This is a genomic window from Nocardia barduliensis (assembly GCF_013315795.1).
Classification (GTDB): Bacteria; Actinomycetota; Actinomycetes; order Mycobacteriales; family Mycobacteriaceae; genus Nocardia; species Nocardia barduliensis.
In genome coordinates this window covers 1-18,911 of record NZ_JABLTE010000076.1, presented here as the reverse complement: position 1 = coordinate 18,911, position 18,911 = coordinate 1, and the positions used below count along the sequence as shown (strand labels likewise).

Below are 18,911 nucleotides of genomic sequence, written 5' to 3'. Positions count from 1 at the left end.
TCCGACCCGGCACGCGAACAGTCCCGAAATATCCGGGACTGTTCGCGTGCCGGTCTCTTTCCCGCGGTTTGTCGAGGAAGGCCGGACCGGGGGGTCAGAACGCGGCTTCGTCGAGTTCCATGACGCTGATGTCGACGTCGGAGATCACCGACCAATCGGCGCTGAGGTGCGGAAGGACGGTCTTGGCGAAGAACGACGCGACCGCGACTTTGCCCTGGTAGAACGCGCGGTCCTGCTCGTTCGAAGCGGCATCGAGGGCGGCCGAGGCGATCTCGGCCGCGACGATCAAGCGCCATGCGACGAGCAGATCGCCGACGGCGAGCAGGAATCGGACGGAATTCAGACCGATCTTGTACAGCTCGGCGGGCTGCTCCTGTGCGGCGAGCAGATGCTGGGTGAACCGGCCTGCCATGTCCTGGACGTCTTCCAGCGCGGTGGCGAGCAGGATCTTCTCGGCCTTGAGCCGGCCATCGCCCGCGGGGGATTGCGCCGTCTCCCGGATCTTGCCCGCCAGGTGGGCCAGTGCGACGCCGCGGTCGCGGGCGATCTTGCGGAAGAAGAAGTCCTGGGCCTGGATGGCGGTGGTGCCCTCGTAGAGGGAGTCGATCTTGGCGTCGCGGATGTACTGCTCGATCGGGTAGTCCTGCAGGAAGCCGGAACCACCGAGGGTTTGCAGCGACTCGGTCAGGTACTGGTAGGCCCGCTCGGAGCCGACACCCTTGACGATCGGCAGCAGCAGATCGTTGACCCGCGCGGCGAGCTCGGCATCCGCGCCCGAGATATGTTGCGCGACAACGTCGTTCTGGTGACCTGCGGTGTAGAGGTAGATCGCCCGCAGCCCCTCGGCGTACGCCTTCTGCATCATCAGCGACCGGCGCACGTCCGCATGGCGGGTGATGGTCACCTTCGGCGCGGTCTTGTCCGCCATCCGGGTCAGATCGCTGCCCTGCACGCGGGTCTTCGCGTATTCGAGGGCATTGAGGTATCCGGTGGACAGTGTGGCGATGGCCTTGGTGCCCACCATCATGCGAGCTTCTTCGATCACCTGGAACATCTGCGCGATGCCGTCGTGCACCTCGCCGACCAGCCAGCCCTTGGCCGGGATGCCGTGGCCGCCGAAGGTGAGTTCGCAGGTGGCGGACGCTTTCAGGCCCATCTTGTGCTCGACGTTGGTGACGAAGACGCCGTTGCGCTCGCCCAGTTCACCCGTCTGGTGGTCGAAGTGGAACTTCGGCACGAAGAACAGCGACAGGCCCTTGGTGCCCGGTCCCGCGCCCTCGGGGCGGGCCAGCACCAGGTGCATGATGTTCGGGAACAGGTCGTCGGAGTCGGCGGAGGTGATGAACCGCTTGACGCCCTCGATGTGCCAGCTGCCGTCTTCCTGCTCGATCGCCTTGGTGCGCCCGGCACCGACATCGGAACCGGCGTCGGGCTCGGTGAGCACCATGGTGGCGCCCCAGCCGCGTTCGGCCATGAACCGGGCCCAGCGCTGCTGCTGCTCGGTGCCGATGCCGTACATGATGTCGGCCATGACCGGGCCGGTCAGGTACATGTAGGCCGCGGGCTGCGCTCCGAGGACGAATTCGCTGATCGCCCAGCTGACCATCGAGGGGGCGGGCACACCGCCGATCGCCTCGTCCTTGCCGACCCGCCACCATTCGGCGTCGTACCAGGCGCGCACGGCCTTCTTGAACGGGTCCGGCAGCCGGACCGAGTGCGTGGCCGCGTCGAAAACCGGGGGAGTGCGGTCGGTTTCGGCGAACGGCTCGGCGACCGGCCCTTCCGCCAAACGCGCGGCCTCCGCCAGCATCGACCGCACGGTGTCGCCGTCCAGGTCACCGAATGCTCCGGAGCGGAGGATGTCGTCGAGTCCGTACACCTCGAACAGGTTGAACTCGAGGTCACGCACGTTGCTCTTGTAATGGCTCACGAGCCAACGCCTTTCGAGAAGCGGCCGGGGTACCGGCAAGGGGTTTCGGCAGGCGCACGCACAGGTGATCGCCCACGGCACACTGTGCGGCACCGCCGCCTCGAAATCAACCGAATGTTAATGACGACTAAGTATATGGTCGGGTGTCCGACTGCCTTCAATCCGCTGATAGCCGGTAATTGGCTGAGATAAGTTAATAACCGCTAAGTGGCATAAATCACTGCGCGGAAACTCGGCCATGTACCCCCGCCGTTTCGATCCGCTCTCCGATCGCCACGAGAACGTCGACGAGATCGGCGCGCCGCCGCAAGCGCGGATTGCGGACGGCATCGATGACGACGGTGGAGACGGCGCGGCTGAGCACCCGGGCGACCGGAGCGGACAAGTCCGGCCGTACGGCCTGCAGCATGCGGGCCCACTGGGCGATCCCGTCCAGGCGCACCCTGCGGTAGCGCTGCACCGCCTCGCCCGGCAGGTGCCGGGTCTCGCTGACGGTGATGGCGAGCAGATCGGGTTCGTCCACACCCAGCTGCGCGAAGCTGCGCATGAGTGAGCGCAAGGATTCCTCGGCGCTGCGGCCCTCGGCGATGGCCCGCGCCAGCAGCAGTCGCAGCCACTCGTCCTGGCGCCGGACGATCTGGTCGAGCAGCTCGGCTTTGCTCGAGAAGTGGTGGTAGAGGGCGGGCCCGGTGACGCCGACGGCCGCGCCGATGTCCTCGATGCCCACGGCGGCGTAACCGCGGGTGCTGAACAGTCGCGTCGCCTCGGCGAGCATTCGCTCCGACCGCAGTGCTCGGTCCAGCGCGGTGTTGCCGGTCTCCGCGCGCGGCGGCCGATTCGGCGCATGGCCTGCCGGATGCTCGGGCATCTCGGTCGCGATCACCGCCGCGACGGCGGCGTCGAGCACCTGCGCGGCCACGGGCGCGGGCAACTCGGCGCGGTGATAGGAGGGGCTGACCGCGATCGACAGCACACACCAGCTCAGCAGCTCGACATCCGCGGCGCTCAGTTCGGGTCGGCGCAGGCGGATCGTGTGCCGCAGGTACCGGGTGAGCCGCGCGGCGCGGACCAGTACCGCAGTCTTGTCCGCGGTGGTCAGATTGCGGAACTCCAGCTGCCACAGCCGCGGCAGGCCGCGCAGTTCGAGTGCGACCCGGACCAGTTCGGCCATTACGGCGCCACCGGAATCGTCGGAGCGAAAGGCGGCGTCGAGCCGGTCCAGGGTGTCGTCGAGCCCTACCAGCAGGCACTGCCCCAGGAGTTGCTGCTTGTTGTGGAAGTGCCGGTACAACGCCGTCGCGGAGATGCCGACGGCCGCCGCGATGTCGGCCATCGTCGTGCCGTAGTAGCCGCCGTGGGTGAAGGCGTCGACCGCGGCGCGCAGGATCATCTCGCGCCGGTGAGGTGGTCTCCGCCTCGGCTGTCCGCCGTTCGTCTGCATGCCCATCGCGGTCAGTGTCGCGTATCCGACTGCCGACGGCGTCTACTACCGGCGCATCGTCCGGCCGGTGCCACGTCGTGCCGGGTATGCGCCGAAGCTTGTCGAGCGGCTCGTGATGCCGTCCCTGCGTCTACCGGCGCGATAGGTAAGGTCTGAAGCGTCGTGGAAAGGACTCCACGATGCAGCCGCCGAACAGCTTCGCGCGGACGCGCCCTGTCGAACGAAGAGAGCTGATTGATGCCGACCTCTACAGCGCGTGCACAGATCGGAGTCACCGGTCTGGCGGTCATGGGTAGCAACATCGCACGGAACTTCGCCAGGAACGGCTATACCGTCGCGCTGCACAACCGCTCCGTCGCCAAGACCGACGCACTGCTCGAGGCACACGGCGGCGACGGCGACTTCGTGCGGACCGAAACGATCGCGGAGTTCGTCGCCGCGCTGGAGAAGCCGCGCCGGGTGCTGATCATGGTGAAGGCCGGCGCCGCGACCGACGCGGTCATCGAGGAACTGGCGGCCGCGATGGAGCCGGGCGACATCATCATCGACGGCGGAAACGCCCTCTACACCGACACTATCCGGCGGGAAGCCGCCATGCGCGAGCGCGGGCTGAACTTCGTCGGCGCCGGCATCTCCGGCGGCGAGGAGGGTGCGCTCAACGGCCCCGCGATCATGCCCGGCGGCCCCAAGGAGTCCTACGACTCGCTCGGCCCGCTGCTGGAATCCATCGCGGCGAAGGTCGACGGCACGCCCTGCTGCACCCATATCGGCCCGGACGGCTCAGGACATTTCGTCAAGATGGTGCACAACGGCATCGAGTACGCCGACATGCAGTTGATCGGCGAGGCATACCACCTGTTCCGCGACGCGCTCGGCTTCGACGCCAAGCAGATCGCCGACGTCTTCACGCAGTGGAACTCCGGCGACCTGGAGAGCTACCTCGTCGAGATCACCGCCGAGGTGCTCAGCCAGGTCGACGCGAAGACCGGCAAGCCGCTCGTGGACGTCATCGTCGACGCGGCCGAGCAGAAGGGCACCGGCCGCTGGACGGTGAAGTCCGCGCTGGACCTCGGCGTGCCGGTCACCGGCATCGCCGAAGCGGTGTTCGCGCGGGCGCTGTCGGGCTCCCGCGGCCAGCGCAGGGCCGCGGAGGGTCTCGCGTCGGGCCGGTTGGCCGACAAGCCCACCGATGTCGAGCAGTTCACCGAGGACATCCGCCAGGCCCTGTACGCCTCGAAGGTGGTCGCCTACGCGCAGGGCTTCGACCAGATCGCCGCGGGCAGTGCCGAATACGATTGGGGTTTGCGCCCCGGTGACCTCGCGACGATCTGGCGCGGCGGCTGCATCATCCGGGCCAGGTTCCTCAACCGGATCAAGGACGCCTACGACGAGAACCCGGCGCTGCCGAGTTTGATCCTCGCGCCGTACTTCCGCGAGGCGATCGAGACCGCCATCGACAGCTGGCGCCGCGTCGTGTCCACCGCGACCCTGCTCGGCATCCCGGTGCCCGCGTTCGCGTCCTCCCTGTCGTACTACGACGCCTTGCGCGCCGAGCGCCTTCCGGCCGCGCTCACCCAGGCGCAGCGTGACTTCTTCGGCGCGCACACCTACGAGCGCGTCGACGCCGAAGGCAAGTTCCACACGCTGTGGAGCGGCGACCGCGGCGAGATTCGCGCGGACTAGTCGCACCGTCGCGGTGCGGGACTCGGTCCCGCACCGCAACGGTCGTTCCCCCCTGCGTCAGTCCCGTGTCCCGGCGGCTCGCTCCCACGCCGCGCGGCGGAGCAGGCGTAATCCGTTGAGTCCGACGATGACGGTGGATCCCTCGTGTCCGGCGACGCCCAGCGGAAGGGGCAGGGTACCGGCGAGGTCCCAGACGACCAGCACGCCGATGAAGGTGGCGGCGACGGTCAGATTGGCGATCACCACCCGTCGCGCCTGCCGGGACAACGCGATCACCGCCGGGATCGTGGTGAGATCGTCCCGCACGACCACGGCATCGGCGGTCTGCAGGGTCAGATCCGATCCGGCCCCGCCCATGGCGATGCCTACCTCGGCCGCCGCGAGGGCCGGGGCGTCGTTGATGCCGTCGCCGACCACGGTCACGGTCCGCCCGCCGGCCTGCCACTGCCGCACCGCCGTCACCTTGTCCTCGGGCAGGAGTTCGGCGCGCACGTCGGCGATGCCGACCCGAGCGGCGAGCCGGTCGGCGGTGGCGTGGTTGTCGCCGGTCAGCAGCGCCGGTGCGGTGCGGGTGAGTTCCGTCGTGGCGCGCACGGCCGCCGCCGCTTCCGGCCGGAGCTGGTCGGTGAGGGCGAGCACCCCGATCGGCTGGTGCGCACAGGTCACGACCACGGCGGTGTAGCCGCCCGCCTGGAGGGCGTCGACCGTGGCTTGCGCGGTGACGAGCCCGCCTCCTGCCGTGGCCGGGGAGCCGACCCCGATGAGACGGTCACCGACGCGGGCGGTCACGCCGCGGCCGGGATGGGCGGTGAACTCGGTGACCTCGGGCAGGCGCAGATCCCGGCCGCGGGCCGCGCGCACGATCGCCGCCGCCAGCGGATGCTCGCTGGGGCGCTCGGCCGCCGCGGCGAGCCGAAGCAGCTCGGCATCGGTGAAACGCTCGTCCAGGCAGTGGATTTCGGCGAGTTCGGGGATGCCCCGGGTCAAGGTGCCGGTCTTGTCGAAGGCGACGTGGGTGGTGGCGCCGAGCTTTTCCATGACCACGGCGGATTTGACCAGCACGCCGTGGCGGCCCGCGTTGGCGATGGCCGCCAGCAGCGGCGGCATGGTGGCCAGCACCACCGCGCAGGGGGATGCGACGATCATGAACGTCATCGCTCGCAACAGCGCCCGCTGCAGGGTGTCGCCGAGCAGCAGGGGGATGGCGAACACGGCGAGGGTGACCACTACCATGCCGATCGAGTAGCGCTGCTCCACCTTCTCGATGAAAAGCTGTGTGCGCGCTTTGGTTCGGGCCGCCTCCTCGACGAGGGTCGCGATCCGCGCGACGACCGAGTCCTGCGCGCGGCGGTCGACGCGGATGCGGAGCGCGCCGGTGCCGTTGAGCGTGCCCGCGAACACTTCGTCACCCGCGGTTTTGTCCAGTGGCAGCGGTTCCCCGGTGATCGTGGCCTGATCGACCTCGCTGCCGCCGGAGAGCACCGTCGCGTCCGCGGGGATCCGCTCGCCGGGCCGCACCAGCAGGACATCCCCGACGCGCAGTGCGGCGGCGTTCACCGTCTCCTCGTCGCCGTCCGGGGCGATCCGGGTCGCGGTGTCCGGTGTGAGGTCGAGCAGTCCGCGCACCGAATCCTCGGTCCGGGCGGTGGCCAGCGCTTCCAGAGCGCCGGAGGTGGCGAAGATGACGATCAGCAACGCGCCGTCGGTGATCTGGCCGATGGACGCGGCGCCGATCGCCGCGGCGACCATGAGCAGGTCGACGTCGAGTGTTTTGTCCCGCAGCGCGCGCAGTCCCGACCAACCCGGTTCCCATCCGCCGGCGCCGTAGCAGGCCAGGTACAAGCCCCACCACACCCATGGCGGGCCGCCGGCCAGCTGCACCGCCAGGCCGGCGAGGAACAACAGCACGGCCGCGGCGGCCCACCGCGCTTCGGGCAGGGCGAACAGTCGAGTCCGGCGCGCGGGCACGAGACCGGATGTCGGAGTCGGACGGGTCGGCGCGGGTGTCGGCGCGGCCACGGGTCACCTCCAGGACGACAACGAAGACGGCCCGACCATATCAGAAAACATGAACACGTCTTCATTTGTTCCTAGAGTATGCTTTCTGCTTATGGGACACGGCGTCGAGGGCAGGGACCGTCCTGTCGCGCGCCTGGATCCGGAATCGGCCGCCCACGTGGCGACCACTCTGCAGGCACTGGCCACCCCCAGCCGCTTGATGATCCTCACCGAACTGCGTCAGGGGCCGCTGTCGGTGAGTGCGCTGGCCGACGCCATCGGCATGGAGCAGTCCGCCGTCTCCCACCAGCTCCGGCTGCTGCGCAACCTGGGCCTGGTCACCGGAACCCGCACCGGCCGCAGCATCGTCTACAGCCTCTACGACAACCACGTCGCCCAACTGCTGGACGAGGCGATCTACCACAGCGAACACCTGCGGCTCGGATTGTCCGACCGCCCCGAGACCGCCGGCTGATCGCCCCCGCGGCGACCGGTCCGCCCCTCATGCCTCTCGACTGCGCTGCTTGACCTGGAGTGCGCTCCAGCACTTAGTGTGCGGGCGTACAGGGTCGACCAGCAGAAGGGGCATGTCATGGAGCTCGGTTTCCACTTACCAATCTTCGATATCGACGGTGGTACGACCGCCATCGCCGGGGAACTGGCGCGGGTGGGCGCGGCGGCGGAGGAGTCCGGAGCCACCTGGTTGTCGTTCATGGACCACTACTTCCAGATCGAGCCGACCGGCCTGCCCGCGGAGGCGAACATGCTGGAGGGCTACACCACACTCGGCTATCTGGCCGCGCACACTTCGCGCGTCGAACTCGGCCTGCTCGTCACGGGCGTGACCTATCGCCACCCCGGCCTGCTCGCCAAGATCGTCACCACGCTCGACGTGCTCTCGGGCGGCCGGGCGGTCCTCGGGATCGGCGCCGCGTGGTTCGAGCGGGAACATCGCGGGCTCGGCGTGGAGTTTCCGTCGACCGCCGAACGGTTCGAGCGGCTCGAGGAGACGTTGCGCATCTGCCGCCAGATGTGGGACCCGCGGGACAACGGATCCTTCGACGGGAAGCACTACCAATTGGCCGAGACGCTGTGCTCGCCGCAGCCCATCGATCGACCGAAGGTGCTGATCGGCGGTGGCGGTGAACGCAAGACTCTCCGGTTGGTCGCGCAATACGGCGACGCCTGCAACCTGTTCGGCTCCTCGCCCGCCGACGTCGAGCACAAGCTCGATGTGCTGCGACGGCATTGCGACGACATCGGCCGGGACTACGACGAGATCCGCAAGACGATCATCGCCAACAACCCGCGGCCGAGCCCGGACAACCGCGACGATTTCGTCCGGCAGATGGCCGCCTACGCCCGGCTCGGCATCGATGCCGTCATCGTCACTCCCACCACCGGTTCGCCGGCCGCGTGGATCGACGGTATGGCGCCTGCCGTCCCGCAACTGGCGGAACTCGGCTGAAGCCGCGGGCACCCGGCGCACCCGTGCCGGGTCGCGGGTTCGCCTACCGCGGTCCTACAGTTTGTAGCCGATCTGGCGCAACAGCTGCCTGCGGGCCGCTTGGTCGTCGGCGTTCTCGACACCGAGCGGAACGAAACCGTCGACGACTCCGAGGATCGCTCTGCCGAGTTCGGTTTCGGCGATCAGAACCTCTACCGGATTGGCCGTGGCACAGAAGATTCCGCAGACTTCCGGGACCTGTCGCAGGGCGTTGAGCACGTTGACCGGGTAGCCCTCACGGAGGAAGACGACGAACGAGTGTCCGGCCCCGATGTCGAGCGCGTTCTTGGTGGCGAGCTCGACCAGGGAGTCGTCGTTGCCGGAGCGGCGGACCAGGCGCGGTCCGGAGGCTTCGCAGAACGCCAGCCCGAAGCGCAGGTGGGGACTCACCCCCACCAGCGCCTCGTGCAGGTCCTCCACGGTTTTGATGAAGTGGGACTGTCCGATGACGACGTTGAGTTCGTCCGGTTTGTCGATGCGCACGGCGGTCAGTTCCACAGCGACATACTGCGCTCCGGCGAGCTCGATTCATAGCATTTCGACATTTATTTTGCTCGCGTCGCGAGCGGTCGCGCGGGATGGCACCGACGGGGGCGTTCAGTCCTGACCGTCGCCGGTGCGGGGCAGCGAGTCGACGACCAGTGCGGTGGCGTTGTCCCTTCCCCCCACCAGCAGGGCGTCGTCCACCAAGGCGTTCGCGATCGCGTGGGCCGTGTCGCCCTCGGCGAGGATCGCTTTGACAGCGGCGATGCCGAGCGGCTTGTGCACTCCGTCGGTGCTCAGCAGCAGCCTGCCCGTGCTCGAGCCGGTGACGGCGTACCCGATTTCGTCCGGCCGGACGGTGCGCGCCGAGGTGGTGACCAGATGCCCCATGCGCGGCGAGGGAACGAGCCCGCGGGCTCGGTACAACTCGGCGACGGTGTGGTCGGTGGTGATCTGGTGCAGTACGCGCCCGTTCCAGCGATACGCGCGGCAGTCGCCGACCCAGGCGACCTCGCAGGGCCCATCGGGTCGACCGGCGGTGGGCAGCACTGCCACCACGAGCACGCTGTCGGCCGAGGGTTCCGGCACGTCCTGCAGCAGTTGCGCTTGCGCCGCGAGAATCCCCGCTCGCGCCCCGTCGCGGGCAGCGGCGCGGGCCGCCGCGGCGGCCACGGTGCGGGCCGCCCGGGCGCCGAGCAGATGATCCCCGATGCCGTCGGCGACGACGAAGGCCGTCGTTCCGGTCACCGCGTGAGTCTCGATCGCGACCGCGTCGGCGTTGATGGACCGGGACGAGCGCCGGGTGGCCGAAGCTCCCATGGCGACGCCCAGCCACGATGTATCGATTCGCGGCATGCTCGCGGTGGTACCGGTGTGCACGGGCTGGTCTCCTCGGGCTGGGGGCGGTTCGCTGCCGATCGGCACCCTTCAAGAAGACCACTTCAGTATTTGGGCTTCGCGAGAGCCAGCCGTGTGAACGCTGAGAATTCGCTCTCGATCAGGTCACGGCCGGTGTCTCGGTTCACCGCCCGCGTGCACCGGCAATTCCCCGATACCAGCCGTTGCCGCGGCGCATTTAATCGATCACCGCTGTATCTTGTGCCGCACTCCACGCATCCGAAGGCATTTCGCAACATCGTTTCTGCGTTCTGGCAATCGATTGGCTCACTGATCGTTGCTCGGCGTATTTACGTTCTGCGGCTGTGAAACACGGACGCACGCAGCGAACCACTCACCGATGCCGTCCTCCTTCCACCGGGTCGTCCTGGACGCGACGAGCGATGCGCCGATCACCGTGACGGCCGCAAACCCGGAGCTGCCCGGCTCGCTACCGCCCAGCGCGGTCGCGGGACGCATGCCAACCGCGCTTCTGGTGGTCGGCGCGATGATCAGCATCCAGCTCGGCGCGGTGATCGCCAAGCACATGTTCGCCCTTGCCTCGCCGGTGACGGTCGCGTGCGCCCGCATCGTGCTGGCGGGGTCGTTCGCCCTGCTGCTGTGGCGGCCCGCGCTGCGGATCGAGCGCACAGCGCTGCTTCCCATCGCCGGTTTGGGCGTAGCCATCGCGGGGATGAACCTGTGCTTCTACGCGGCACTGGATCGCATTCCGCTGGGCATGGCGGTGACGATCGACTTCGTCGGTCCACTCACCATCGCCCTGATCGGATCACGGCGCACGCGCGACGCGCTGTGGGTGGCGCTCGCCGGAGCGGGTGTGCTGTTGCTGGTCGACAGCGACGGGCCGGTGTCCTGGACCGGTGTGCTGTTCGCAGTGGCAGCCGGTGCGGGATGGGGCGCCTACATCGCGTGCGGCGCCATAGTCGGCAGGCATACCGCCGGACACGATGGATTGGCGTTGGCCATGGGTCTGGGCGGGCTGCTCGCCTTGCCGGTGGTGGTCGCGAATAGCGCTGTGGTGCTGTTGAATCCGGTCTTCCTGCTGGGGGCCGCCGGGTTGGCCGTGCTCTCTTCGCTGGTGCCGCACGCCATCGAGATGGCAGCCCTGCGCCGGATCACTCCCGCGGCGTTCGGCGTCATGATGAGCTTGGAGCCCGCGGTGGCCGCGGGCGTCGGACTGCTCCTGCTCGGCGAGGACATGCGAGTAGCGCAGTGGCTCGGCATCGGCTTGGTGGTCCTGGCGTGCGCCGGAGCGGCACGCGGCCCCCGCGACGACGGCTCGAACGGCCACGAGGTCCGGTACGCCGAAAAAGCGGTGTCGAGCACCGTAGACAGCGCGATATGAATTTTTCGCAGGCCGATATCGCTCCCAGTTTCCGTCGCCACTGCCGACACCCGTTATGACTAGGCACAATGCATTCGGCGCACCGGGTTTCGATAGTGCGCCGAGGTGTCGGTGACCTAGACAACATCCGAATCTCCGTGGAATTCACCGCCTTACCGGCGGGTACGTGATCGAATGCTCAACAACTGTCGTCTCGTACCCGCGGTGCCGCGCGTATGTCCAGGAATCCAGGAGGTTGTGACTGTGGTCGACGCAAGCGTGCCCACGCTGCGTCCGTCCGAGCTGGAAAGGCTGGCTCAGCTCGACGAACACAACGAACTCTCCGCCGAACACGTGCGATCGACCTCGCAGCGGCTGGGGGTGCCGGAGGAAAACCTGTGGCGGTGGCTGACCGACCGCCGCGACGCCTCGGCGCCCACCACGCGGCTCGACGTCCCCGAACCCCCGACCAGGCAGGTCGGTTACGGGCACAGCGGCCATCGGCCGTCGCGCATCATCACCCTCACCGAAGCGGTCGGCAGCGAGTCGCTGCCGCAGATTCCCGATGGCGACGTCACCACCTTCCGTGCCGATGCCTACCGGAGCCTGCCGCCCGCGGAGTTCGCGCGCATCGACGCCGTCTACACCGAAGGGATCCAGACCACCTGCCAGTGGCTGGCCGCACACACCGGGCAGCCGTGCCGTCACGACCTGAACCAGAACGGCGGCGGAGGCTGGCTGGGCCCCCGTGGGGCGGGCCTCGCCGAATACATGCTCTCGGTCCTGCAACCGCGCCTCGCCGCGCCGGATCGGTTCCACCACGGCCATGGCGCCGGTCTGGTTGACGAGTGGAACGACATCCTGAGCCTGTATCGGTTCCTCGGTGGGCTGGTCGCCGACAGCCCCAGTCGTGGGCACACCATCACCCGCCTGCGGGGGGCACAAGCGGCGTTCCTGCTGCACGGTCTGCGACTGGATCTGCCACCGGATCTGGCGTACTCGGTCGGGCCCGGGCTGACGACGGTGCCGGTCGACGACGAGGTCGTCGCCCGGGTCCGCGCCAGGACCGGCGATCCGGTCGACGCGGCGGCGATCACCACCGCGCTGTTCACCGGGGCCACCGCGATGGAACTCAACGCGATCCCCTGTGTCGCGCTCACCGCGGACGCGCTGATCTTCAACGGCCCGATCGGCTACACCCATGCGCCCGACCTGTACGTGTGGGTGGTGCCGCCGGTGGCGCGCCCGTTGCTCTACGAAGCCCGCGCCTACCAGGAATCCCGCGCCACACCCAACACCAAACTGTTCGCCGGGGCCATCGGCGGAGCCGGGTTCCGCCTGCGCAGGCTCGCGGCCGCGTGTGAGATGAGCCTCCCGGATCTGTACCACTGGCACCACAGCTGGATTCGCCAAGCGGGTCTGCTCCGGATGTCCGAGCAACCCACCCCGGTCCGCAATACCGATCTGCTCTTCGGTATGAAGCTCGCGCCCCGGCCGCGCCGCCGCCGCGCACGCTGAGTGAGACGCCCGGCAAGATCCGAGTGGCATGGCGGCCGCCGTGGCGACCCGAGCGTCGCGCGACGTGTCGATGAACGAACATCCGGAACAGCTGCTGCGCCCCGCAAACGCTGGTTTGTAAGGTCGCGGGGCGTCTCGGCGCGCAAGTCAGCCCACGTCGTCGAGCAGATGCCGTGGCGCGGCTTGGCGCCAGGAGTCGAGCACGATGGCCTCCAGCTCGTCTCGGTCGTCGAGGGCGGTCAGACGCGCGCGGACCCAGGCGTTGTTCGCTTCGTGGGCGGCGATCCAGAATTTGCCCGGTTCGGCGGCGACGAGCTCGTCGCGGTCGGCGATGGGACAGCGGACCGCCATCGAGGTCTCCGCCTCGGGAAGGGTGAGGAACAGTTTGCCGCCGACCCGGAAGGTCGGCATGCCCCAGGTGAACTGTTCGGACGTCTCCGGCAGCGACAGCGCGAAGGTTCGGACATCGTCCCCGGTGAAACTCATGCACCGAATCCTTCCAGGCCGAAGCCGAACTTCCGTACCCGGTCGAGGGCGTAGCGGGGCGCCCGTGGACACGCCCACGTCGGGTGCTCGCCGACAAGGGTCACCCCGCACGGGGGCCATCGCCACCCGATACGACAGGATCGCAACCTCGTACCGCGGCATGCTCGGCCTGGCCACCTCGCTCAGATGGCTAGGAGGCCCCTTCATAGGGGCCGCACGAGTACTTCGAGCTGCGGTTTTCCTGCCCTGAGATGGGGTATGCGCCGTTAGGAACGTCCGCGGTCGGAGGAGTTGCGGGCATGGAGTGGTTCACGGCGTCCGAATACTGGTTGAGCAGGCAGGTGCTGACCCGCGGTGTCGCGGCCGTCTACTTGATCGCCTTCGTCGTGGCCGCCCGGCAGTTCCGGGCGCTTCTGGGCGAACAGGGCATGTTGCCGGTGCCGCGATGGTTGGCCAGGCGATCCTTTCGGCAGACGCCGAGTATTTTCCATTTCCACTACTCCGATCGTTTCTTCGCCGCCGTGTGCTGGATCGGCGCGGCGCTGTCGGCGGCGATGCTGGCGGGCGTGGCCGACGCGGTGCCGCTGTGGGCGGCGATGCTGATGTGGGCGAGCCTGTGGGTGCTCTACCTGTCGATCGTCAACGTGGGCCAGGAATGGTATGCGTTCGGCTGGGAGTCGCTGCTGCTGGAATGCGGGTTCCTGGTGATCTTTCTCGGCAACGACCGGACCGCGCCACCGATTCTGGTGCTGTTTCTCGCGCGCTGGCTGCTGTTCCGGGTGGAGTTCGGCGCCGGACTGATCAAACTGCGCGGCGACTCGTGCTGGCGCGATCTGACCTGCCTCTACTACCACCACGAGACGCAGCCGATGCCCGGGCCGCTGAGCTGGTTGTTCCACCACCTGCCCAAGCCGCTGCACCGGGCCGAGGTGGCGGGCAACCACTTCGCCCAGCTCGTCGTGCCCTTCGGGTTGTTCGCACCGCAGCCGGTGGCGAGCATCGCGGCGGCCGTCGTCATCGTCACCCAGCTGTGGCTGGTGCTGTCGGGCAATTTCGCCTGGCTGAACTGGCTGACGATCGTCCTGGCCTGCGGCGTGGTCAGCCAGACCGCGGCGGCGGCGGTACTGCCGGTGCCTGCCGCACCCTCCCTGCCGGGGCCGCCGCCGTGGTTCGTCGGCCTGGTCATCGCGTTCACCCTGCTGGTCGCGATTCGGAGCTACCGGCCCGCGCGCAATCTGCTCTCCAGCCACCAAGCCATGAACCGATCGTTCGATCCCTACCACCTGGTCAACACCTACGGAGCGTTCGGCAGCATCGGCCGCACCCGCTTCGAAGTGATCATCGAAGGCACCGGCGACGCCACCGTCACCGACCGGACGCACTGGAAGGAATACGAGTTCAAGGGCAAACCCGGCGACCCGCATCGGCTTCCGCGCCAATTCGCGCCGTACCACCTGCGCCTGGACTGGCTGATGTGGTTCGCCGCCGCCTCACCGCGGTACGCACAGCCGTGGCTGATCCCGTTCCTGGCACGACTGCTGGAAAACGACCCGGCCACACTGCGCCTGCTGCGGCACAACCCCTTTTCCGAGGCCGCGCCGCGCTTCGTTCGCGCGCAACTGTACCTGTACCGCTTCACCACACCGCGCGAGTTGGTTCGTAGCGGGGCGTGGTGGCACCGCACACTGGTGAGCCCCTACCTCCCGCCGATTTCTCTCGCCGACCTGCACCATCGCAGTCACGCCCAACCGCGATAACGTTCGCGGCCGCAATGCCTATCGAGCGAAGGCGGTCCGGACGGCCGGGGTGCGCGGTGCGGGCGTGGCGTTCGCCACAGTGGCGTAGCGACGATCGGCGGCGAATCCGGGTATGCGACCGAGAGACGCAACCGACCGAAGGAGGATGCATGTCCATTTCGGCCTCGCGCTCGCAGTCTCGCGCCGACCGACGCAGGGACAGTGGTGGTTCCGGCACCGAGGGTCCCATCGAAATGACCGTCGCGGCATGGATCTTGGTGCTGATCGCGCTGAGCATCGCACTGGCACTGCTGTAAGACACCGCCCCGCAGCGTGTTGTGCTGCCGCTACAGCGGAATGCGCGGCGGCACAGCACGTCCGGGTGGACGAGGAGAAGGAGTTCGATCCCTTGGAGGAAGTACTACGGCCGCTCATCGTCGTGTTCGGTACGGTCGCGATCACCGTTCTCGCCGGTCTGCTGATCGATCGACTCTTGCGGTACAGCGCTCGCAGACGTCCCGGTAATCAACTCCCCACGCTGTTACGCCGGGTGCAATCGCCCGTACAGGTGCTGCTCGGCTCGCTGGCATTGCACGCTACTTACCCACTGGCGCAACTGGACCTACGCCAGGACGCGATGATCCGAACCGTCTTGGCCACCGCCGCGATGATGGCGGCGGCATGGCTGGTCATCCGCGCCGCCGACGCGTGCGCGGAGAACATGCTGCGCTCCTACTCCCGGCGTACACAGCAGGTCACGCGGGTGCGGCAGTTGCGTACCCAGCTCGGGCTGGTGCGCCGCATCGTCACATCGGTCCTGGTGGTCACGACCGCCGCCGTGGCGATGCTGCTGTTGTTCCCGAGTCTGCGGACGCTGGGCACCTCGCTGCTGGCCTCGGCCGGGGTGATCGGAATCATCGCGGGCGTCGCCGCGCAGTCCACCTTGAGCAATCTGATCGCGGGTTTGCAGATCGCGTTCGGTGACTCGGTGAAGATCGGGGACACCGTTGTGGTGGAGGGGGAGTGGGGCATCGTGGAGGAGATCACCCTGGCGTTCCTGACCGTGCGGATCTGGGACGACCGGAGGTTGACCATGCCGGTCTCCTACTTCAACAACAAGCCGTACGAGAACTGGTCGCGCGGCGGCTCACAGATCACCGGCACAGTCTTCCTGTATCTGGATCACAGCACTCCGGTGCCGCTGCTGCGCGAACATCTGGGGGAGTACCTGCGCGAGCGAGCGGACTGGGACGGACGCGACTGGGGCTTGGTGGTCACCGACAGCACCCCCACGAATATCGTGGTGCGCGCGACGATGTCGGCCGCCGATGCCGACGACGTCTGGAACCTGCGCTGCGCGGTCCGTGAGGAACTGCTCGACTGGCTCGGCCGCGAACACCCGTACGCCCTGCCGAAGATCGCCACCGCGATCACCGAGCCCGCCACCGGTGACCGCCAATTGGCTCTGACCGGCAGCCGTTCCGGCGACGACGGCGACGGTTAGCATCGAGTCATCGTGTTCCGGCTGAACGGATGCACCTCGCTGCCACTGCATCGGTTGCTCGGCGACCGGAGGAACGCGTTCGAACAAGCGGTCACCGACGCATTGCTCGGGATCGACCCCGCTGGACGCTACGTCGAACCGGTTGCGTTGGAAGTGCTGACGGCCGTCAAGGGCTAGTGTCCAGGGGCCGCATCGGCCGAGGTCGGCAGGGCGCCGAATGTCGAAGGATCAGTGCCTTGGCAGCGTGTGTAGTGTCACCCCGCTCAGTTGACCCGCCCGTACCTGCGCGGTCAGATACGTGTGCTCCGGTTGTCGGCGCCGATCTGTCGGCGAGCCGGGGTTGAGCAGGCGCAAGCCGGTGCCGGTGACGCTGTCCCAGGGAATGTGGCTGTGCCCGAAGACGAGCACGTCGGTGTCCGGGAATCGCCGGGCGCAGCGTTCCTCCCGGCCCTTAGCGGGTCCGGTCTCGTGCACCACCGCCAGCCGCAGCCCGTCGAGTTCGGCATGGGCGATCTCGGGCAGCCGCGCGCGGAGCGCGGGGCCGTCGTTGTTGCCGTATACGCCGATCAGGCGCGCGGCGCGGGCTTCCAGCCGGTCCAGCAGGGCGAGCTCGACCCAGTCGCCCGCGTGCACGACCACGTCGGCCGCGTCGGCCTCGCGCCAGAGCGTCTCGGGCAGGTCCCGCGCCCGCTTGGGCACGTGCGTATCGGCGATGATGAGCAACCGCATGGTGACGGTGTACCACGCCGGAGACTTCCGATTCGGTCTCCGCACGCGGTGCTGGTTCGGCCGGGGCGAGCATTATCCCGGCTGACCGGCCGATGGCGTGGCGCAATCATGGAGTGAGATCAATCACACTTGCCGGTCGGCTCGGTCGAGATTGGACGCCCGATCGTGGGTATGCCCCGGCGTGACGGTGACGCGACGCGGCGCACCGGTGCGACAGTTTCCATCGCGTAGTCCGGGAGGGCCTGTGTCTTCGATGCTTTCGTTTCTCATGCTGATGCTCATGCTGCCGGGGATGGCGACTGTCGCGGCGTACGCGACGGTGGCGGTCAGCGTCTGGCTCGAGGAGCGTCGCGAGGCCGCCGACTCCGCAGTGCGCCTCGAAGCCCGCGGCTCGTAGGAACAGCCAGGTCGAGGGCTCGCGCCAGGAGCACTCGCCACCTGCCGCGGTGCGGTGCGGCACTCCAGTCGATACCCGCGGCCGCGGCGAAGGCAGCCGCGTCGCCGGCGGTCGTCGTCTTCGGGTTGTCCCGCGCCCAGCTGGTGAAGGCCGTGGTGAAGCGGCCGTCGCAGGCGTGCACCAGCAGCGGGAAACGCCGCGCGACCTCGCCCGCCCGCTTGGACAACAGCGCGTTCGCCGCCGCGGCGACGGCGTCGGCGTCGAATCCCGCGGGTACCGCGGCGCCCGTGACCAGTGCGCGTACCAGCGCCGCCTGCCGCTCGGCCAGCGTCGCCGCGTCCGGTGGCCGCGCCGGTCCGGACATCGTGCTCATGCCCGCGCCGCCCCGGCGCGGGCGGTGATGGGCGGCCGCGCCGCGGCCGCGGCGATGGCATCCAGTTCGTCGAGCAGCTCGGACGCGGGCGGGTAGTTGCCGTCGCGCTCCAGCATCAACGGCGCCGGGTGCGTCGCGGCGAATTCCGCGACCAGCGCGAGAACTTCGGCGGGGAGGGGGTCGGTGTGCGTGTCGTGATAGTGGCCGCCGGCCTCGTGACCGCCCGCCACATGGCAGTACGCCACGTGCTCGGCGGGCAGGCGCCTGAGCTCGACGCGCGGGTCGCGTCCTCGGTTGCGCGCGTTCGCGTAGACGTTGGCGAGATCGAGCAGCAGCAGAACACCGGTGCGCTCCACGAGTTCGCCCAGGAACTCCGCTTCGGTGTATTCGTCCTCGGGCCAGTCGAACAGGGTGGCGATGTTCTCCACCGCCAGCGGAACGTCGAGAGCCGCCCGGGTCCGGGCGATATTGGCGGTGAGCGCGTCGAGCGCTTCTCGCGTGCGCGGTACCGGGAGCAGATGACCGGCCTCCAGACCGCCCGCTCGGACGAAAGCGACGTGTTCACTCACCAGTGGTGCGGCGACGGCCCCGGCGCAGGCCGCCAAGTGCTCGACGCGATGTCCCGCGACCGGCTCCGCGCCGCCGAGGGACAGGGAGATGCCGTGCGGCACCACGGCGACGCCGCGCGCACGCAACGCCGCCAGTTCCTCGGGGACGGTGACCCGCCCGGCGCGGCGGGTGTCCCTTGGCAACGACTCGGCGATGACCTCGCAGAACCCGAGCCCCGGCAATTCCGCGATCAATCCGCAGATCTCGGGCCGCCAACCGATGCCGAGGGCATTCGGCGGCAGCGGCCCGGACCACTCAGCCACCGCAACCGCCGCAGCCCCCGCCGCAGCCCCCTC

General features: G+C 68.6%; 18 protein-coding genes. 9 read left to right on the top strand and 9 right to left on the bottom strand.

Going from position 1 to position 18,911, the window contains the following annotated elements; translation table 11 throughout:
* Positions 1-94 precede the first annotated feature (94 nt).
* Both HOV91_RS27155 and HOV91_RS27150 read right to left on the bottom strand, forming a co-directional pair.
* Positions 95-1,930 carry an acyl-CoA dehydrogenase gene (locus HOV91_RS27155; RefSeq protein ID WP_174188197.1) on the bottom strand — a complete coding sequence of 612 codons (1,836 nt, stop codon included), beginning with the start codon at positions 1,928-1,930 and terminating at the stop codon, positions 95-97.
* Between the two features lie 217 nt (positions 1,931-2,147).
* Positions 2,148-3,377 carry a TetR/AcrR family transcriptional regulator gene (locus tag HOV91_RS27150; protein WP_174188196.1) on the bottom strand — a complete coding sequence of 410 codons (1,230 nt, stop codon included), beginning with the start codon at positions 3,375-3,377 and terminating at the stop codon, positions 2,148-2,150.
* A gap of 231 nt (positions 3,378-3,608) precedes the next feature.
* On the opposite strand from HOV91_RS27150, the gene gnd reads away from it, so the two are divergent.
* On the top strand, positions 3,609-5,054 hold the full coding sequence (gnd, locus tag HOV91_RS27145; protein WP_174188195.1) for an NADP-dependent phosphogluconate dehydrogenase: 1,446 nt from the start codon (positions 3,609-3,611) through the stop codon (positions 5,052-5,054).
* A gap of 57 nt (positions 5,055-5,111) precedes the next feature.
* Here the strand turns inward: gnd and HOV91_RS27140 are convergent, their stop codons facing one another.
* On the bottom strand, positions 5,112-7,073 hold the full coding sequence (locus tag HOV91_RS27140; RefSeq protein ID WP_174188194.1) for a heavy metal translocating P-type ATPase: 1,962 nt from the start codon (positions 7,071-7,073) through the stop codon (positions 5,112-5,114).
* A 91-nt stretch (positions 7,074-7,164) separates the two neighbouring features.
* Between HOV91_RS27140 and HOV91_RS27135 the strand changes: the two genes are divergently transcribed.
* Entirely contained in the window at positions 7,165-7,527 is a 363-nt protein-coding gene (locus HOV91_RS27135) for an ArsR/SmtB family transcription factor (RefSeq protein WP_174188193.1), read from the top strand.
* A gap of 117 nt (positions 7,528-7,644) precedes the next feature.
* On the top strand, positions 7,645-8,520 hold the full coding sequence (locus tag HOV91_RS27130; protein WP_174188192.1) for an LLM class F420-dependent oxidoreductase: 876 nt from the start codon (positions 7,645-7,647) through the stop codon (positions 8,518-8,520).
* A 54-nt stretch (positions 8,521-8,574) separates the two neighbouring features.
* Here the strand turns inward: HOV91_RS27130 and HOV91_RS27125 are convergent, their stop codons facing one another.
* Positions 8,575-9,057, bottom strand: coding sequence for an adenosine-specific kinase (locus tag HOV91_RS27125; protein WP_174188191.1), 483 nt, complete (start codon positions 9,055-9,057; stop codon positions 8,575-8,577).
* Positions 9,058-9,156: 99 nt separating this feature from the next.
* Positions 9,157-9,921: a PP2C family protein-serine/threonine phosphatase gene (locus HOV91_RS27120; protein WP_217441204.1), complete on the bottom strand. Its 765-nt coding sequence runs from the start codon at positions 9,919-9,921 to the stop codon at positions 9,157-9,159.
* A 358-nt stretch (positions 9,922-10,279) separates the two neighbouring features.
* On the opposite strand from HOV91_RS27120, the gene HOV91_RS27115 reads away from it, so the two are divergent.
* On the top strand, positions 10,280-11,284 hold the full coding sequence (locus HOV91_RS27115; RefSeq protein ID WP_246350946.1) for an EamA family transporter: 1,005 nt from the start codon (positions 10,280-10,282) through the stop codon (positions 11,282-11,284).
* A 243-nt stretch (positions 11,285-11,527) separates the two neighbouring features.
* Positions 11,528-12,781 carry a hypothetical protein gene (locus HOV91_RS27110; RefSeq protein WP_174188190.1) on the top strand — a complete coding sequence of 418 codons (1,254 nt, stop codon included), beginning with the start codon at positions 11,528-11,530 and terminating at the stop codon, positions 12,779-12,781.
* A 147-nt stretch (positions 12,782-12,928) separates the two neighbouring features.
* On the opposite strand, the gene HOV91_RS27105 is transcribed toward HOV91_RS27110, so the two are convergent.
* Positions 12,929-13,267: an MmcQ/YjbR family DNA-binding protein gene (locus HOV91_RS27105; protein ID WP_174188189.1), complete on the bottom strand. Its 339-nt coding sequence runs from the start codon at positions 13,265-13,267 to the stop codon at positions 12,929-12,931.
* 299 nt (positions 13,268-13,566) lie between these two features.
* On the opposite strand from HOV91_RS27105, the gene HOV91_RS27100 reads away from it, so the two are divergent.
* The 4 genes from HOV91_RS27100 (at position 13,567) to HOV91_RS27085 (ending at position 16,684) form a co-directional block, all read left to right on the top strand.
* Positions 13,567-15,024 carry a lipase maturation factor family protein gene (locus tag HOV91_RS27100; protein WP_174188188.1) on the top strand — a complete coding sequence of 486 codons (1,458 nt, stop codon included), beginning with the start codon at positions 13,567-13,569 and terminating at the stop codon, positions 15,022-15,024.
* Between the two features lie 149 nt (positions 15,025-15,173).
* A complete protein-coding gene (locus HOV91_RS27095) occupies positions 15,174-15,320 on the top strand; it encodes a hypothetical protein (protein ID WP_174188187.1) in 147 nt (48 codons plus the stop codon).
* Positions 15,321-15,385: 65 nt separating this feature from the next.
* Positions 15,386-16,507 (top strand): mechanosensitive ion channel family protein, encoded by a 1,122-nt coding sequence (locus HOV91_RS27090; RefSeq protein WP_312884786.1) that lies wholly within the window; start codon positions 15,386-15,388, stop codon positions 16,505-16,507.
* A gap of 12 nt (positions 16,508-16,519) precedes the next feature.
* Positions 16,520-16,684: a hypothetical protein gene (locus HOV91_RS27085; protein ID WP_174188186.1), complete on the top strand. Its 165-nt coding sequence runs from the start codon at positions 16,520-16,522 to the stop codon at positions 16,682-16,684.
* Positions 16,685-16,735: 51 nt separating this feature from the next.
* Here HOV91_RS27085 and HOV91_RS27080 read toward each other — a convergent pair whose 3' ends face one another.
* The 3 genes from HOV91_RS27080 to HOV91_RS27070 form a co-directional block, all read right to left on the bottom strand.
* Entirely contained in the window at positions 16,736-17,236 is a 501-nt protein-coding gene (locus HOV91_RS27080) for a metallophosphoesterase family protein (RefSeq protein ID WP_174188185.1), read from the bottom strand.
* A 326-nt stretch (positions 17,237-17,562) separates the two neighbouring features.
* Entirely contained in the window at positions 17,563-18,006 is a 444-nt protein-coding gene (locus HOV91_RS39540) for an SCO6045 C-terminal-like domain-containing protein (protein WP_217441208.1), read from the bottom strand.
* A complete protein-coding gene (locus tag HOV91_RS27070; RefSeq protein WP_174188200.1) occupies positions 18,003-18,857 on the bottom strand; it encodes an MbnB/TglH/ChrH family RiPP precursor modification enzyme in 855 nt (284 codons plus the stop codon). The genes HOV91_RS39540 and HOV91_RS27070 overlap by 4 nt, the downstream gene beginning before the upstream one ends.
* Between the last annotated feature and the right edge of the window lie 54 nt (positions 18,858-18,911).

Bases quoted from the DNA above. Each gene is read 5' to 3' on its own strand.
- HOV91_RS27150 (WP_174188196.1), bottom strand. From the start codon at position 3,377: ATGGGCATGCAGACGAACGGCGGACAGCCGAGGCGGAGACCACCTCAC.
- gnd (WP_174188195.1), top strand. From the start codon at position 3,609: ATGCCGACCTCTACAGCGCGTGCACAGATCGGAGTCACCGGTCTGGCG.
- HOV91_RS27135 (WP_174188193.1), top strand. From the start codon at position 7,165: ATGGGACACGGCGTCGAGGGCAGGGACCGTCCTGTCGCGCGCCTGGAT.
- HOV91_RS27130 (WP_174188192.1), top strand. From the start codon at position 7,645: ATGGAGCTCGGTTTCCACTTACCAATCTTCGATATCGACGGTGGTACG.
- HOV91_RS27115 (WP_246350946.1), top strand. From the start codon at position 10,280: ATGCCGTCCTCCTTCCACCGGGTCGTCCTGGACGCGACGAGCGATGCG.
- HOV91_RS27105 (WP_174188189.1), bottom strand. From the start codon at position 13,267: ATGAGTTTCACCGGGGACGATGTCCGAACCTTCGCGCTGTCGCTGCCG.
- HOV91_RS27100 (WP_174188188.1), top strand. From the start codon at position 13,567: ATGGAGTGGTTCACGGCGTCCGAATACTGGTTGAGCAGGCAGGTGCTG.
- HOV91_RS27095 (WP_174188187.1), top strand. From the start codon at position 15,174: ATGTCCATTTCGGCCTCGCGCTCGCAGTCTCGCGCCGACCGACGCAGG.
- HOV91_RS27080 (WP_174188185.1), bottom strand. From the start codon at position 17,236: ATGCGGTTGCTCATCATCGCCGATACGCACGTGCCCAAGCGGGCGCGG.
- HOV91_RS39540 (WP_217441208.1), bottom strand. From the start codon at position 18,006: ATGAGCACGATGTCCGGACCGGCGCGGCCACCGGACGCGGCGACGCTG.